We start from the raw sequence: 15,035 nt of genomic DNA, 5'->3' as shown, positions 1-15,035 counted from the left end.
CATGGTGATCTATGAGCCGATTCCCGCGGAACATTACGAGTGTGTGAATGCGATCCACAGCGAGGAATACGAGGTCTTCAGGGAGTTCGACGGGTCGCCTCGCGCCGCGACGTGGAAGCCAATCGCGGTCCGTCGTGTCCGCGCGGACAAGCGTCAAGGGTTCAAGCCCTCGGACTTCCCGTCGCTCGGTTTTGGTCCCCTCGTCATGCGACGCACCGCCGTCGATGCGCTGCGCGACATCCTCGAAGCGAACGGCGAGGTGCTCCCGCTGTCCACCGACGACGGCGTCGAACTGTACGTGCTCAATGCACGCGTGATCGACGCCCTGGACGAGGCCAACTCGACGCTGAGGAGGATCCCTGGCACGGACAGGATCATGTGGATCAAAAAGCCTGCGTTCTTCGCGTCCGCGATCGAAGGCGTCGACCTGTTTCGTCTGCCGCATCGTGGGAGCTCCACCTACGTGAGCGAACGATTCGTCGAGCGGGTCAAGGCGGCCGGCCTCCGCGGCCTGGACTTCAACGAGGTCTGGTCGGGGTGACGCGCGGCTCCATCCCACCCACCGCCGCTAAAGATGGGCAAGGCGATCGGCGAGATTGGCATCGGGCTCGTGCAGATGGCGCTCGGCGTGGGCGGGTCGTTCGTGGGCGGTGGGATGAGCACCACGGGCGGGGGCGCGATCGTGGGGGTGCCGATCGCGGTGGCGTCGGCCGGGATGCTCGTGAATGGGTATGCGGCGGTGGGGGTGGGGATTGATGGGTTTGGGCAGGCTTGGTCGGAGGGGTCGGGCTCTCCAAGCTGGGCGCCGACGCTCCTTGCGAGGAGAGGCGGTCCGTCGTCGGACGCGCTCGGACGGGCGCTCGAAAAGGCCGGGCATGCTCGGCCTCCGGGCGCTGCGGTGCATCATATCGTGGCGGGCAATGCTCCCGCGGCACAGAGAGCGCGAGATATCTTGGCAAAGTTCGGGATTGGCATGGACGACGCGGCGAACGGGGTCTTCCTACCTGCAACGCGCGCTGCGCCGAACCCGACGGGAGCCGCGGTCCACTCGACACTGCACACGAATACCTACTACCAGACGGTGAACCAGATGCTCGACACGGCGAAAACCCAGGCGGAAGCCGAGGCAATCCTCCAAGATATTCGCAACATTCTTCTCTCCGGAGGTTTCTGAACATGGTGATCTATGAGCCGTTGGTAGCGACGAATTATGAGTGGGTGAATACGATCCACAGCGAGGACACCGAGGTCTTTCTTCAGTTCGACGGGACGCCTCGCGCCGCGACGTGGAAGCCGATCAGGGTCCGTCGTGTCCGGGCGGATAAGCGCCAAGGGTTCAAGCCTTCAGACTTCCCATGGCTCGGTTCTGATGCCCTTGTCATGCGACGCACCGCCGTCGATGCGCTGCGCGACATCCTCGAAGCGAACGGCGAGGTCCTCCCGCTGTCCACCGACGACGGCGTCGAGCTGTACGTGCTCAATGCACGCGTGATCGACGCCCTGGACGAGGCCAACTCGACGCTGAGGAGGATTCCTGGCACGGACAGGATCATGTGGATCAAAAAGCCTGCGTTCTTCGCGTCCGCGATCGAAGGCATCGACCTGTTTCGTCTGCCGCATCGTGGGAGCTCCACCTACGTGAGCGAACGATTCGTCGAGCGGGTCAAGGCGGCCGGCCTCCGCGGCCTGGACTTCAACGTGGTCTGGTCGGGGTGACGCTGTGTATTCTGGACAATCGACGGACGAGCTCTTGGCCCTCGAGGGGGAGTACAGAACGGATTCCTTGGTCCTCGTGTTCGAGCAGGCGTTGGATCAGAAAGCGGCGCGTGTCGGCGATAAAAATCTGACTCGGGAAGAGCGGACCATCCTTGCGATTGAGGCGTTCGAGCGCGAAGTGAACAATGGTGGATTCAGTCAGTTTTTTGTCAACTCCTCCAAGGAGTATGCCCCGTTCCTCGTCGAGGCTCTCAACGATCTGGGATGTACCGAGATCGCCGCCTTGACCAGGCAGGCAATGAAGAGCCTAGGCATTGAGGGAACGATCACGGTTGAGGCCATCGATGGCGTGATGGCAGTGCAGGACGAAGAACGTGAGGCAAAATTAGGGGAGTACGACAGCCGGTACTTCGAAATCGCGGGTGATGTCGCGGGGCGCCTGCTTGATTTCATCAAGAGAAACAGGCACAAAATCGTGTTGCGTACGTGAAGTTGCGGGGGCGGGCTCTCCAAGCTGGGCGCCGACGCTCCTTGCGAGGAGAGGCGGTCCGTCGTCGGACGCGCGCGAGGGCGCCGAAGAGTGCGTATCCGTGATCGCGTGGCACCAGCGTGCCTGCGAGCGGGAAGACGATGTCGACGCGGTCGGCGGGCGGCGAGGATGGTGCGGACGGGGTCACGTGCAGGCTCCGTGGGCTGGAAATGTGTGCGTGCCATCGTACACGACCGTGAGGACGTGCTCCATCCCAAAGGAGATGCCGCCAGGCAGGCCACAGGCGCGCCCAGCCTGTGCGATCAGCTCCGCCAGGCGGATGAGCAACGTGACCCCGAGCCCAGCGAGGATTACGAAGGCGACGACTTGCAAAGCCACGTGCGCTGGTGCGCGCCCCAGGAGCGGCGCCAGCAAAATCCAGCAGAGCCGCTCCCACACGCCCACGCGGCGGTGGGGGGTTCCCGGCTCGACGAGCTGAGTGCTACGCTGCCCCGAGGAAGAAGATGGCGCGACGAGATAGACGGGAGGACTGCTAGACGAAGGTGCGCTTGCCATGGCGGGTTGATCTTTCGATGATGTTGAGGTTAGTTGCTGTCTTCCGTTGTAGACCGTGGCGATCTACGTACGGCGATCGTTGTTGTCAACACGAGATCGAACCCGCTTACGTGTTTCGCTGACATTGGAAGTTGGGTTCCCGAGCGCTTGGAACGGAGAATGTGTTGTTGGGGCCACAAGATTGGCGCCCCAAGACCTTGTCAGATGCCATTGGTGGCGTTGAGCACATGTTCAGTTTCGTTGCAGGCTGAACAGCTCTCTCGCTCTCAGCTGTGATGCCGAAAGGCGTTTCCTTGCGGTTCTTCTCACGAGTATCTCGTCGCTCCGGCCGACGTACACCGTCCCCCGCCTCCTTCCCCCTCGCCACGCGGTGACCCTCGTGCGTCTCGTCGACGCGTGCCCCTCGGCTCCGCGCCGACGGCTCCGCGCCACGAAGACGCGCGCGCCTCTCCTCGTGCCGACCTATTCGTGTCGCATCGACGTGCGCGTTCGATCTCGGCGCCGACCTGTTCGTGTCTCGTCGACGCGTGCCCCTCATCTCGCGCCGAGCCCTTCGTGCAACGACCCCGCGCGCCGTGCGCCCGGCGACCGAGCCACACGGACAACCGTGACGCGCGCCCCTCGCCCTGCGCCGACGCTCTCGCGTCGCTCCGACGTCGAACTGCTGCTCTGCATCGAATGGTTTTTTCCCGTCTCCGTTTAACGGGGACCCGCCGATGCGTGTGGCTCGGCAGGGGCTTCGGAACCAACCAGACCGGGCCTTGGGCCCAGGGATGACCTCATGCGCAAGTATCGCAGCAATGCCTCGTCGACCGTCCGTTTCGAGTATGGCGTCGAGCTCGCCGCCGGCCTCGCCTGCTTCCCCGAGATGGCCTCCGCCACCGCCGACATCCAGGCTGCCAATGACTCCCTTGCAGCCCAGCACGACAAGCGCCGGGACCTCCATGTCCCCGTCGTCCAGACTCGTGCCGCGCTCCGCTTTGGCGAGTACAGCGTCGAGCGCATCGTTCGGCTGGCCCTTCGCGCCGCGGAAATGGAGGACGGCGGCAGGCGCGGGCGGATCTGCGCGAGCGTCTATCCGAAAGGCTTGAAGCCCATCCTCACCCCCGTAGGCAAAAGCCAGATCAAGCCAGTGCGGGAGCTCGTCGAGCGGCTGGAGAATTCGAAGGTCGCCAACATCGAAGGGTATCGGGCCGCGTGGCTCCCGAAGCTGAAAGCCGCGCTCGCGAGCTTCGAGGCCACCGTCGCCGCACACCTGGTCGCCCTCGCGGCGCACGACGAAGCCTTTAAGCTCGAGGTCGCGCTTCGCGACGCGCACCACGATACCGTCGATCGGATCATGGGCCAGGTCCGTACGGCATTCCCGCGGGATCGCGTGACCCAGGACGTCATGTTCCCGGCCCCGGCGGCGGCTGACGCCGCCACCTCCGTGAGCGAGAGCGGCGGGGTGGAAGAACCGCTCCCCTCGCATCCGCTCCCGCCCGCCGACGCCTGATCTCCATCGGAGAGGCGCGCGACCCGTCTCGTACAGTCGCGCGCCCTCCTCCCCGTCTGCGTCCCCCTCGCCTCGACACACCCATCCAGGTTCGGTAAACTTTCCCCCATGAGCTTCGTCGCGCATGACGCCGACCGTGCGTCCCCCCGGCGCATGACGATCGAGGAGTGGGCTGCGCTCCCCGAGGACGAGCCGGGGGAGCTCGTCGATGGCGCGCTCGTCGAGGAAGAGATGGCCGGGTACGTCCACGAGGTCGTCGTCGTTTGGCTCGCACACCTGCTTCGGTCCTGGGCGCTCGCGCATGGAGCGCGCGTCGCTGGGTCCGCGGGGAAGTTTGCGGTGTCGGCCACGCGGGGGCGCATGCCGGACCTCACGGTGTACCTCGCCGGATCACGCCGTCCGCCTGCGGAGGGGCCGATCCGCGTGCCTCCGAGCATTGCCGTCGAGGTCGTCTCGGCGACGCCCCGGGATGCCCGGCGCGACCGCGTGGAGAAATTGAGGGAGTACGCTGCGTTCGGCGTGAAATGGTACTGGATCGTCGATCCGGCGCTGCAATCGTTCGAGATCCTCGAACTCGGACCGGAGAGCGAGTACATCCACAAGGTCACGTCGACCGACGGGCCGATTGACTCGGTTCCGGGATGCGCCGGGCTCGTGATCGACCTCGACGCCCTCTGGGCCGAGGTCGCCGAGGTGCGGGCCGAGGGCGAGGTCGAGGCGCCGGAGAAAACCTGATCCAGAGCCCCTTCAGCGCGGCCGATCACCGACGATCGTCGCCCGCTCCATCCTCCGCACCGCCGGCCAATAATCCTGCACCGCATAATGCTGCGTGCAGCGATTGTCCCAGATCGCCACGCTGTTCTTCTTCCACCGAAACCGCACCTGATACTCGGGGATCTGCGCCTGGCTGATGAGATAACTCAGCAGGTGGCTCGCGCCGGGCGCGAAGTCCTGGCCGAAGCGCACGTTGTCCGGCGTGTGGAAGTTGACGAAGTGCGTGGTGAACGCATTGACGAACAAGACCTTTTCGCCGGTCTCCGGGTGGGTACGCACCACCGGGTGCTCCGCGTCGGGATAACGAGCTGCGAGCGCTTGGCGTTTCTCCATGGGCATGGCGGCGCCGAAGGTCGCCTCGATGCTGTGCCTGGCGCGCAGATTGGCGATTTGCCGCTGGATGGGCTCGGGCAGGCGGCGATAGGCCTCGACCATGTTGACCCAGATCGTGTCACCGCCGACGGCCGGCGTCTCGACGCAACGCAGGACGCAGCCCATCGGCGGCGCTTCGCGAAACGTCGTGTCGCAGTGATAGGCGTTCTCGTAATGCTCCGGCGGACTGTTCAGGTCCTTGTAAATGCGGACCAGCCCCGGATGGTCGGGATCGCTGGTGGCGACGGGGTGGTCTTCGAGCGCGCCGAAGCGCCTCGCGAAGGCGACGTGGTCGGCGCGCGTGATGTCCTGATCGCGCAGGAAGAGCACGCGGTGTTTCAAGAGCAGCGTGCGGATCTCGGTAAAGAGCCCATCGTCGCGCGCGGCGTCGGCCAGGCTCACGTGTTCGAGTTCGGCGCCAATCGTGCAGGTCAACGGCGAGACCTTCATGGAGCCTTGCGTCGCATGGCGGGGGATCGTCGATCGGCTTCGTGCTGCGCTCGTCATGGCGGCGTCTCCTGGGGGGTGGGTCAGGTGAGGAAGATCGACGAGCCCGTCGTCTTGCGTGATTCGAGATCACGGTGCGCCTGCGCCGCGTCCTCCAGCCGGTAGCGCTGGTGGATTTCGATCCGGATTCGCCCCGAGGCGACGTGGTCGAACAGCTCTCCGGCGAGCTCGGCCTTCTCCGCGGGATCAGCGATGTAATCGGCGAGCGCCGGACGCGTGACGAAGACGGACCCTTTGACCGCGAGCTTCGCCACGTCGAGCGGCGGCACCGGGCCCGAACTCGTGCCCACGCAGACGAGCAACCCGCGCCGCTTCAGGGAATCGAGCGAGCCGGCGAACGTGTCTTTCCCGACGCTGTCGTACACGACCGAGACGCCTGCTCCGCCCGTCAAATCGCGCACCCGCCGGGCCACGTCCTCGCGGCCGTAATGGACGATGTGGTCGCAGCCGTGCGCGCGAGCGATCTCCGCCTTTGCCTCGGTCGACACCGTGCCGATCACCGTGAGGCCGAGGAGCTTCGCCCATTGCGACACGATCAGGCCCACGCCGCCCGCCGCCGCGTGGAGCAGGATGACGTCGCCGGCCTTCAAGGGCCAGATGCGGCGCATCAGGTAGGCCGCCGTGAGGCCCCGCATGGTCATGGCCGCGGCGGTCTCGTAGCGAATGCCCTCGGGCAATCGAATCAGCGGCGCCGCTGGCAGCGTCCGCTCGGTGCTGTAGGCGCCGAGCGTGTCCCGAAAGCCGGTGTACGTCACGCGGTCGCCCGGCGCGACGTTCGTGACGCCTTCCCCGACCGCCTCCACCACGCCGGCGGCCTCCACGCCAATGCCGCTCGGGAGCGGTACGGGATAAAGCCCCGTGCGAAAGTAAGTGTCGGCAAAGTTGAGCCCGACGGCGGCGTGCCGGACCCGGGCCTCGCCCGGACCCGGGCTGCCGACGGCGACCTCCTCCCAGCGCAGGACGTCCGGTCCGCCGGTCTCGTGAAATCGGACCGCGTGTGCCATGGAAATGCCCCCCTTCGCCTACGCTAGGCCGCCATGCGCCGCGGGACCCCGCGCTCGCCCGCCTTGCGATTGGGCGTATACCCGAGCTTCGACAGGGTCTCGTCGGCGTCCTTGTAAAATGTGCCGATCTTGTAGATGCGGCGGGCCTCCTTGCCGTCCGCCACGTCGCGGCCGAGCTCGCGCGCGATGCGGACGAGCTGCTCGATTTGCTGCACGGAGGTCATGCGCTGCCCCTTGCGCCCCCAGAGCGTGTCCTCGATGCCGCAGCGGGTGTGCAGCCCCATCGCGATGGCCATCGTATTGATGGGGAGCACGTTCCGCATGACGCTCTCCAGCGTCAGGCAGGCGCCGTTCGGCACGCGGCGGATGAACTCCATCATGTTGCACGGGTTCGGCCCGTCGAATCCGCCGCCGATGGCGACCCAGGTGAGGTTGAGCGGCCCCGCATAGGCGCCGTGGCGGATCAGGCGCTCCACCGTTTCGAGCTGGGGGACGCTGGCGAGCTGAAAATGGGTCTGGATGCCGGCGGCCGAGAGCCGCCGGAGGTGCTCCTCGACCCAGGCCGGGCCGGCCGGCACGGTCATTTCGCGGTAGGCGTTGTACACGTCGGGCCGCGCGAACGAGCTGCCGGCATAGTCGTCCTCGGTCATCAGCTCGACGATGTTCATCTGGCTCGTGTTGATCGCGATCGTCACCTGGTCGGGCTTCGGCGAGAGCTCGGCCAGCATGTGGCGCGTGTCGTCGCTCAGCCATTTCGCCTTCTCCCCTTCGCTCTCCGGGGAGAAGGAGATCGAGCCGCCGACCTGCAGGATCATGTCGGGCACGGCGTCGCGCAGCCCCGCGAGCAGCTCGTTGAACCGGGACAGGCGCTTGGAGCCCTTGCCGTCCGCCTCGCGCGCGTGCACGTGCAGCACCGTGGCGCCGGCGTTGGAACAATCCACCGCTTTCTGAATCTGCTCTTCCATCGTCACCGCGATGTCTTGCGGGAAATCGGCCGGCTCCCACTCCGGCCCGTACGGCGCGACCGTGATGACGAGCTTGTCCTGGGTCTCCGGGAACAGAGAGTCGTCGAGGAAGTCCATGGGACCTTCGTGGTTCCCGGCCGTTTCGAGCGCAAGCGCGGCGATCCCCTCACGTCGCCCGTCAGTCGTGCACCAGGGCCACCCACGTATCCATCGCGCTGATGCTACAGCCGAATTTCTTGTGTCCCTCGCCGAGGCTGAGCGCCTCGATGATCTGCGCGCAGCTACAGCCGCCCGTGTCCACGATCGAGTACGACCTCCCGGGGCCGACGCCGCTCGGTGACGTCGTGTCGAACACGCCGTCGCCGTCCGTATCGGCCCACCGGTTGACCCCGAGCTTCACCGTCGGGACCGATTCGGGCAAGACGGTGTCGGGGCATTGGTCCGCGGCGCCGCATACGCCGTCGGCGTCGGGGTCCGGACAGCACACGTCGCCCTCGTCGACCTCGCCGTCGCAATCGTCGTCGACCTCATTGCACGTCTCCGCGGCGCCCGGATGTACGGCAGGGTTCGCGTCGTCGCAATCGACGCACGAGTTCGCGCCGTCCCCGTCGTTGTCGATGAGGTCACAGGGCACCGTGCCGGTGCAGTTGTCCCCGACGCAGCCGTTCAGGCCAGCGAGGAAGACGCCGCTGTCGAGGATCTGATCACCCGCGTCGCAGATGACGATCTCGAGCACGTTGCCCGTGGAGCCGCCGGCGAGCGGGGCTTGGGTCGTCAGGAGCTCCGTCGAGCCGTCGTATTCGGTCCCGGTCGCGGGCTCGACGATGACGGCCCCCGACGAGAAGAACGGGCCGTTGATCGTGATGGGGTCACCGCTGGCGTCGAAGGCGATCTGCGTGCCGTTGAGGTACACGCCATACACATCGTTGAAGTTCGATCCGACGAACTCCGGGTACTCCTCGGAGCCGAAGATCGATTGGAACGAAATGCCGTCGAAGTTCGGCGCGAGGTCGAACGTGATCGTGAGCTTGGTCGCGTCGAAGCTCGTGAAGCCCGGGATCAGCGCGTTGCAGAGCGCATCGCCGCCAAGGTTGTTGTTCGTGCTCGTGCTCGGGCTGTCGCTCGGGGGAAGCGCGGACTCGGCGCTGCCCGTCGTGAAGAGGGCGCCGTCCGCAATGCCTTGCGGACCCTCCGTGTAGGTCCCCGCCGCAGCGGCCGCGCCGCTATAGACGACGGACGTGATGGTGATCGCGCTCGTGCTGCTCAGGAGCGCCGTGGCGAGGGCGTCGGGATCGTTGGTCGTCTGGATGGCAAGCTGGGCAGCGGCGCTCGAACCGTAGACCACGACGGACATCGCAGCAGATAGAACGAGGACAGGTCTCATGCATGTACTCCGGATCATCATCGATCGCCGCCATCCGATGCTGCGATAACCGCCGTGGTGCTGGAATCGGAGCACGAATTTTTCGCTCCCGTTGCGCGAGGCGTCCGGAGCCGATCCGATCCGTTCCTGGACATTTCCGAAGCTTCGATCGTACGATGCGCAAAGACCGCTTCCGAGCGCCCACGTACACGCCGCCAGGAGAAATGGCCACGCCGTGAACCAGCTCCCTCCATTTCCGCGAAACGGCCGCGTCTTCCATCGCCACACGGGCGCGCGCTTCGTGGCCCTCTCGTTCGCCGGGCTGCTCTTCGCCGCGCCCGCCCTCGCCCAGACGACGCCGGCCGCGGCGCCGAAGCGCACCTCCGGAATGTCCGTTCAGGATCAGCTCGACATGGATATCACGCCCCTGCCCACCGGGTACGGCGCCGTATTCGTGCCGAGCCCCGCGGGGAGGCTGCCCGGCGCGAGCGTGCTCGTGCAATACGACGGGGAGACCGTCGCGCGGGGATACATCGGCGAGCGGATCCCCGTGCCGCCGGGCCAGTACCGCGTGCTCGTGGGCTCGGGGCCCGAGGCGCTCCGGGCTTCGAGCGAGGTGACGGTGGTCAAAGGAATGACCGTCACCGCGGCGCAGAACTTCGGCGTGCTCCGCGTGAGCCTCGTCGACGATCGAAAGGCGCCGATCGAGGACAAGTTCGTCGTCGCGTCCGCGGACGGGGCCCGCGTGTATGGCCCCGTTTCGACCTCGGTCGACAAGGCGGCGAAGCCGGAGGCGCTCATCCTGCCGCCGGGCAGGTACATCCTCGCGCTCGGCACGAATCCGAACGCGACCGTGAATTCGATCGCGATGCAGGTCGGCGGCGGCGAGCTCATCGAATACCGCGTCGTCGTCGAGGACGGCAAGATCGTACGGACCGAGTTCGGTCGTCCCGAGGCCGAGTACGAGCCGAGCCCGTGGCGCGTGCAATGGGTCGTCGGCGGCGACGTGTCGTTCGCCCAGCGGATGAACCAGTTCTCGACGTACAACGGCGACGTCTTCATGGCGGGCGGGTTCACGAGCTTCGAGGGCGCTTACGACTCCGGCCGCCACCTCGCGCAGCTCAATGTCGGCATCGACGAGATGGTCCTCTCCTTGACCTCGCCCGTCGAGCAGGCGTTTCCGCTCCGCAAGGTCGTCGACGAGGTGAGCGCGGAGCTGCTCTACAACTATCGTGTCGTCGGCATCCTCGGCCCCTACGCCCACGCCATGGGGTATACGACGCTCTTCAACACCACCTATCGGGACGAGCAGCCCTACCGCGCGACGACACGCGACGCGCAGGGGAAGGTGGTGAAGCAGGGGGAGTATTTCGCCGGCGACGAGCTCGAGACGTTCGCCGGGGGGTTTCCCCTGTTCGTCCAGGAGGGCGCGGGGTTCGGGACACGTGTCGATTTCCTGGGCATCACGCTGGGCATCCGCGCCGGGGCCGCGATGCGGCAATCGTTTTATGGCGGCGGGCGTTACGTGCAGGGGCGCTCGGGCGCGAACCTCGATCTGATCACGCTGCCGGACGCCTTCGATTACGGCGCGGAGGCGTCGGGGCTCGTCGGGTTCACGCTCTTCAAGGTGCTCTCCGTCAAGAGCCGCCTCGATCTGTTCGTGGACTCGGATCAGTTCAGCGGGTTCCTCGGCGCGACGTACCGGCCCATCTATCGATGGGACAACATTGCGAGCCTGCGCCTCTCGCGGTTCGCGTCCGTGGTGTATACGGCCGTCCTCCGGCGCGACGCCGCCGCGGTCGTGCCGAACCAGTTCGCCCACACGTTCCGCCTGCGGCTCCAGGCGGCCATCTTTTGACCGGAGGCCTCGCGACGCCCATGCCATCGCTCGTTCGTCGCTCCCGAGGATTCATCCTGGCCGCGCTCCTCGGCGTTTCTCTGGCCGCGGTCGCGGGCTGCGGGCGCAATTACGGGCCTTATCCGGCCACGGCGCTCGAAGTGAACGAGCGGATCCTCCGCATCCGGGGGGCCTTCGAGAAGACGAAGGCCGATCCGCTCGCGAACGAGGTGCGGCTCGATTTGCAGCGGACCGAGACCTGGATCGTCACGGCCGAGGCCGAGGCCAAGGACGGGAAGGTCGACGAGCGGGCCGACCTCTACCTCACGACCGCCGAGGGGCAACTCTCGATGATCCAGACGCATTACGCGCGGCGCCGGGCGGAGGAAAAGCTGGCGAAGCGCAGGGAGCAGGCGCTCGCGCCGACGGCCGATGAAACCTCGGAGTGATGGCATGAGACGATCACGCTTTCGTTTGCGGCTCCCGGGTGCCCTCCTCCTCGCGGCGCGGTTCGCGCCCGCGCTTTTCGTCGCGGCGTGCGCGTCGGCGCCGCCGCCGGTCCCGCTCGCCGAGGCGGATCGGCTGCTCGCGCGCAAGGACGTCGGGGATATCAAGATTGCCCGGCCCGAGCTCGTGGCGGAGGCGCGTGATTTGCTGCGTCGGGCGAAGGCGGCCCACAACCTCGGCGATTCCGAGCATGCGACGCTTTACGCGTACCAGGCCATCCAGCTCTTCACGTCGGCGAAAAACCTGGCCGAGCGCGACGAGGCGGAGCGGCTCTTGCGGGTCGTCGACAAGGCCGCGGGCGCGAGCGAGGAGGAGCGGCGGAAGGTCGAGCTGGAGGCGCGGCTCAAAAACCTCGAAGAGCAAAGCAAGAGCTCACCCGAGGCGGCCCGGGCGATGCGGGCGATCGACCGGGCGCACGAGAAGCAACTGGCGGCGCTCGAAAAGGGCGCGACCGGGGGATCCGCGGGGGTTTATTTCCAGCAAGGGCAGGCCTTGCTGGAGGTCGCCCTCGACGCGTTCGAGGTGAAATCGTACGCGGAGGCGGCGAATGCGGGCCAGTCCGCGGCGGCTTCGTTCGTGTCGGCGATCGGCAGCGTGACGGAAAAGGACAAGGAGGCGGCGGCGCCCGGCGGCGAAAAGCCAGGGGAGCCGAGGCGAGCGGAGGAGACGAATCCGCCGCCCGTGGGCACGGCGAACGTCGAGGCGCCGCGCGCCGCCGCGCCGCGTCCGCGGGCGGGTGGGGCGCGCGCGGATGCGCCGTCGATCGAGGCGCTCGCGGACAGGACGCTCGTGTCGCTGGAGCTGCGGCGCGCGGAGGCGCTCGGCGAGCTGAAGGATCAGCGATGTCCGGGGCCGTTCCGCGAGATGGATGCAATGCTCTCGCTGGCGCAGAAGCGGTTCCAGGCCGCCGATTACGAGCACGCGTACGAATATGCGCTGCGCGCCGACGAGCGGCTCCGCGCTTGTGACAAACCCGGGCTGGTCGCGGCGCCGATGCCGGCCGCAGCGACGCAGGCCGGCCCGAAGCGCGCGGAGGACGCGGAGGAGACGGCCCGCAAGAAGGCCGTCGTGGCAATGCAGAAGGCGCAGGTCGAGAGCGCGCGGGCGCAGACCGTGAACCCGAACGATCCGGGGGTGTTGCAAGGGAATCTGCTGCTCTCGAATGCGGATGCCTGGCTCGGGCGGAGGTCGTACGAGGAGGCGGAGGACTTCGCCAATCGCGCGCTCGCCGTGCTCTCCAAGGTGAAGGCGCCGGAGCCCGCGAAGGTCGCGGCGAAGCCCGCGGCGCCGGCCGCGTCGAACCCCGCGCCCGCACCCGCTGCGCGCACCCCGAGCGCGACACAACCCACGCCAACGCAGCAACCGCAGCCCACGCAGCCGCAGGCCCCCGTGTATGTCGTCCAGGCGCCTCCGCCGGTGCCACCGGCGCCGCCGGGGACGACGGTGCGCATCGTCGACGAAAGATCGGCGGCGCGCGAAGAGCAGTTCCTCGCGGCACGCTTGCAGCAAATGGAGCAAGCGCTCGTGCAGATGCAGCAGCAGAAGCAAGGGCCGGTCGACGCCTCCTGGCGACCGGCCTACGAGCGGGTCTTTCGGGCGCTCTCCTTGCGGGACCGGGCGAGGCTGCGGTCGCCGGACGCGAAAAAGCGCCTGGAGGAGGCGGATGCATTGCTCGCGCAATCGCGCGCAGCCTGGCAGGCGAAACGTCACGCCGACGCGATGCGCCTCGCCGACGACGCGTCCGCGATTCTCGAACCACTCGCGGAGGTGACGGCGGATCGGGGCAGCCCCGAGGAGCTCGAAGAGCGCACGAGGAAGGCCGACACGCTCCTCCGGGAGGCGAGCGTGGGGCAGCAGGTCTGCGAGAAAGAGGCGTGCGGCGAGCGTGACCTCGCGGGGTACGCGAATGCGAAGGAGCTGCTCGCCTCGGCGCGCCAGGCTTACGTCGACAGGCGCTTCGGGTATGCGATCGAGCTTTCGGGCAAGGCCAAGGAGCAATTCTCGGCCGCGCTGCAGAAGCCGAGGAAGGACGCGTCCGATCCGAAGATCGCCGCCGAGAAGCTCGAAGCCTTGCGGGAGGCGGCGGACAGCTCGCTCCGCGAGGCGAACATCACGAAGAAGATATGCGAGACCCGCAATTGCCGCGCGATCGACGGCGAGGCGTGGATCCGCGCGACCGAATACATGATCTCCGCGCAAGCGGCGTACGTCGACAAACGTTACGAGGTCGTGAAGGACCTCGCCGACAAGGCGGACAAGATCTTCAAGGACACGATCGCCAAGCAGCCGGAGTTCCTCCTGCCCGCCGGCGTGACGCGGGTGGCGCGCTTCGGCGCGCAGCTCCGCTTGAATCCGCCCGTGAAGTTCTCGAAGGGGACGACGCTCACGCCCGCGAGCGAGGTCTCCCTCGATGAGCTCGCCAAGGTGCTGATCGAAAACAAGGCGGTGTACAAGCGGGTGTCGCTCCTCGGATTCACGGATGGCTGGGGCGCCGCCGCGACGAACAAGAAGCTCTCGGCCGACCGCGCCGCGGCCGTGCGGGACGCGCTCATCCAGCGCGGCGTGTCCGCGGATTCTTTGATCGCCGAGGGGCGCGGCGCCGAGAGCCCGATCGCGAACAACAACACGCCGCAGGGCCGCGAGGACAATCGACGGATCGAGATCCACATGGAGCTCGTCGAGGGCATCAAATGACGAAAAGGATGAAGCGGCTCACGGCAAGCGCGCTCGCCTGCGCGGCCTGCGCCGCCGTTTCGCTCACGGCCGCGGCGCAGCCGGATCCTTTCGCCGATTACGAGGCGATGAAGCGCGGGCAGACGCCGCCGCCCCCGCCCGCGGCGTCGCTCCCCGCCGCCCAGCCGATCCCTTCGCCCGAGCCCGAGATCCCCACGGCGCCGTGGAAATGGAGTTTTGGGGGCCGGAGCGCGTTCAGCTACACGGGCATCTCGAACGATACGCTCCTCGCCCAGGAGCAGAGCAATACGACGCTCTTCTTCCGGCTGACGCCCACGGTGGGATTGACGGTGTACGAGCGGGTGCTCGTCTCCGCCTCGTTCGGCCTGCTCGGCAACAACCTCACGCGTGAGGACGGCAGCAATGCGACCTCGGTCGCGGCGCTGCTCGAGTTCACGGGCCATTACATCCTGCCCGTCACGCGGCGGCTCGCGTTTTTGCCTGGGCTCGGCATCGGTCCCTATTTCGGGTCGAACGACCGCAAGCTTCGGCTGCCCGACGGGCGCAAGGTCGACGAGGCTTCGAGCACGGTCGGCGTCGCGATGTCGATGTATGGAATGTTCGGCTATCAGGTCTCGCCGAACCTCTCGGTGCGGACCGGCATCGCGCTCTACAGCCTGTTCCAGACCGAGCGCGTCGAGAGCGCGAGCAAGAGCCTCGGGGCCTCGGCGGTGCACGTGGGGCTGCCGATCGAGCTTCATTTTCACGTTCTCTAGC

At 67.1% G+C, this 15,035-nt stretch carries 14 protein-coding genes; 10 read left to right on the top strand and 4 right to left on the bottom strand.

Going from position 1 to position 15,035, the window contains the following annotated elements:
• Position 1 precedes the first annotated feature (1 nt).
• The 6 genes from E8A74_RS03425 to E8A74_RS03400 all read left to right on the top strand — a co-directional run bounded on the left by E8A74_RS03425 (position 2) and on the right by E8A74_RS03400 (position 4,991).
• Complete coding sequence (locus E8A74_RS03425) at positions 2-541, top strand: imm11 family protein (RefSeq protein WP_136927446.1); 540 nt, start codon at positions 2-4, stop codon at positions 539-541.
• 33 nt (positions 542-574) lie between these two features.
• On the top strand, positions 575-1,174 hold the full coding sequence (locus E8A74_RS03420; protein WP_136927445.1) for an AHH domain-containing protein: 600 nt from the start codon (positions 575-577) through the stop codon (positions 1,172-1,174).
• Between the two features lie 2 nt (positions 1,175-1,176).
• Positions 1,177-1,716, top strand: a complete 540-nt coding sequence (locus E8A74_RS03415; protein ID WP_136927444.1) for an imm11 family protein — start codon at positions 1,177-1,179, stop codon at positions 1,714-1,716.
• A 76-nt stretch (positions 1,717-1,792) separates the two neighbouring features.
• Positions 1,793-2,206: a DMP19 family protein gene (locus tag E8A74_RS03410; RefSeq protein WP_232379362.1), complete on the top strand. Its 414-nt coding sequence runs from the start codon at positions 1,793-1,795 to the stop codon at positions 2,204-2,206.
• Between the two features lie 1,336 nt (positions 2,207-3,542).
• Entirely contained in the window at positions 3,543-4,256 is a 714-nt protein-coding gene (locus E8A74_RS03405) for a hypothetical protein (RefSeq protein ID WP_136927442.1), read from the top strand.
• 108 nt (positions 4,257-4,364) lie between these two features.
• A complete protein-coding gene (locus tag E8A74_RS03400) occupies positions 4,365-4,991 on the top strand; it encodes a Uma2 family endonuclease (RefSeq protein ID WP_232379351.1) in 627 nt (208 codons plus the stop codon).
• 12 nt (positions 4,992-5,003) lie between these two features.
• Here E8A74_RS03400 and E8A74_RS03395 read toward each other — a convergent pair whose 3' ends face one another.
• The 4 genes from E8A74_RS03395 to E8A74_RS54550 all read right to left on the bottom strand — a co-directional run bounded on the left by E8A74_RS03395 (position 5,004) and on the right by E8A74_RS54550 (position 9,262).
• The gene (locus E8A74_RS03395; RefSeq protein ID WP_211365274.1) at positions 5,004-5,852 is read right to left on the bottom strand and encodes a TauD/TfdA dioxygenase family protein; all 849 of its coding nucleotides are present in this window, start codon (positions 5,850-5,852) and stop codon (positions 5,004-5,006) included.
• An 80-nt stretch (positions 5,853-5,932) separates the two neighbouring features.
• Positions 5,933-6,913: a quinone oxidoreductase family protein gene (locus E8A74_RS03390; protein ID WP_136927440.1), complete on the bottom strand. Its 981-nt coding sequence runs from the start codon at positions 6,911-6,913 to the stop codon at positions 5,933-5,935.
• A 23-nt stretch (positions 6,914-6,936) separates the two neighbouring features.
• Positions 6,937-7,995: a beta-keto acid cleavage family enzyme gene (locus E8A74_RS03385; protein WP_136927439.1), complete on the bottom strand. Its 1,059-nt coding sequence runs from the start codon at positions 7,993-7,995 to the stop codon at positions 6,937-6,939.
• A gap of 61 nt (positions 7,996-8,056) precedes the next feature.
• On the bottom strand, positions 8,057-9,262 hold the full coding sequence (locus E8A74_RS54550; RefSeq protein WP_170228821.1) for a choice-of-anchor L domain-containing protein: 1,206 nt from the start codon (positions 9,260-9,262) through the stop codon (positions 8,057-8,059).
• A gap of 214 nt (positions 9,263-9,476) precedes the next feature.
• On the opposite strand from E8A74_RS54550, the gene E8A74_RS03375 reads away from it, so the two are divergent.
• Genes E8A74_RS03375 through E8A74_RS51815 form a run of 4 tightly spaced genes read left to right on the top strand, consistent with a single transcriptional unit; the run spans position 9,477 to position 15,034 of the window.
• The gene (locus E8A74_RS03375; protein ID WP_136927437.1) at positions 9,477-11,099 is read left to right on the top strand and encodes a hypothetical protein; all 1,623 of its coding nucleotides are present in this window, start codon (positions 9,477-9,479) and stop codon (positions 11,097-11,099) included.
• A gap of 20 nt (positions 11,100-11,119) precedes the next feature.
• Positions 11,120-11,527, top strand: a complete 408-nt coding sequence (locus E8A74_RS03370) for a hypothetical protein (RefSeq protein ID WP_136927436.1) — start codon at positions 11,120-11,122, stop codon at positions 11,525-11,527.
• A 4-nt stretch (positions 11,528-11,531) separates the two neighbouring features.
• Positions 11,532-14,279, top strand: a complete 2,748-nt coding sequence (locus E8A74_RS03365) for an OmpA family protein (protein WP_170228820.1) — start codon at positions 11,532-11,534, stop codon at positions 14,277-14,279.
• Positions 14,276-15,034, top strand: a complete 759-nt coding sequence (locus E8A74_RS51815) for a hypothetical protein (RefSeq protein WP_170228819.1) — start codon at positions 14,276-14,278, stop codon at positions 15,032-15,034. Before E8A74_RS03365 ends, E8A74_RS51815 begins: the two co-directional genes overlap by 4 nt.
• Position 15,035 lies beyond the last annotated feature (1 nt).

Origin of the sequence: Polyangium fumosum (assembly GCF_005144585.1) — a bacterium.
Classification (GTDB): Bacteria; Myxococcota_A; Polyangia; order Polyangiales; family Polyangiaceae; genus Polyangium; species Polyangium fumosum.
This window is presented reverse-complemented; position numbering and strand designations above follow the sequence as displayed.

Coding starts and splice junctions, on each gene's coding strand:
- E8A74_RS03415 (WP_136927444.1), top strand. CDS start 1,177: ATGGTGATCTATGAGCCGTTGGTAGCGACGAATTATGAGTGGGTGAAT.
- E8A74_RS03405 (WP_136927442.1), top strand. CDS start 3,543: ATGCGCAAGTATCGCAGCAATGCCTCGTCGACCGTCCGTTTCGAGTAT.
- E8A74_RS03390 (WP_136927440.1), bottom strand. CDS start 6,913: ATGGCACACGCGGTCCGATTTCACGAGACCGGCGGACCGGACGTCCTG.
- E8A74_RS03420 (WP_136927445.1), top strand. CDS start 575: ATGGGCAAGGCGATCGGCGAGATTGGCATCGGGCTCGTGCAGATGGCG.
- E8A74_RS03395 (WP_211365274.1), bottom strand. CDS start 5,852: ATGAAGGTCTCGCCGTTGACCTGCACGATTGGCGCCGAACTCGAACAC.
- E8A74_RS03385 (WP_136927439.1), bottom strand. CDS start 7,995: ATGGACTTCCTCGACGACTCTCTGTTCCCGGAGACCCAGGACAAGCTC.
- E8A74_RS51815 (WP_170228819.1), top strand. CDS start 14,276: ATGACGAAAAGGATGAAGCGGCTCACGGCAAGCGCGCTCGCCTGCGCG.
- E8A74_RS03400 (WP_232379351.1), top strand. CDS start 4,365: ATGAGCTTCGTCGCGCATGACGCCGACCGTGCGTCCCCCCGGCGCATG.
- E8A74_RS03370 (WP_136927436.1), top strand. CDS start 11,120: ATGCCATCGCTCGTTCGTCGCTCCCGAGGATTCATCCTGGCCGCGCTC.
- E8A74_RS54550 (WP_170228821.1), bottom strand. CDS start 9,262: ATGAGACCTGTCCTCGTTCTATCTGCTGCGATGTCCGTCGTGGTCTAC.
- E8A74_RS03425 (WP_136927446.1), top strand. CDS start 2: ATGGTGATCTATGAGCCGATTCCCGCGGAACATTACGAGTGTGTGAAT.
- E8A74_RS03365 (WP_170228820.1), top strand. CDS start 11,532: ATGAGACGATCACGCTTTCGTTTGCGGCTCCCGGGTGCCCTCCTCCTC.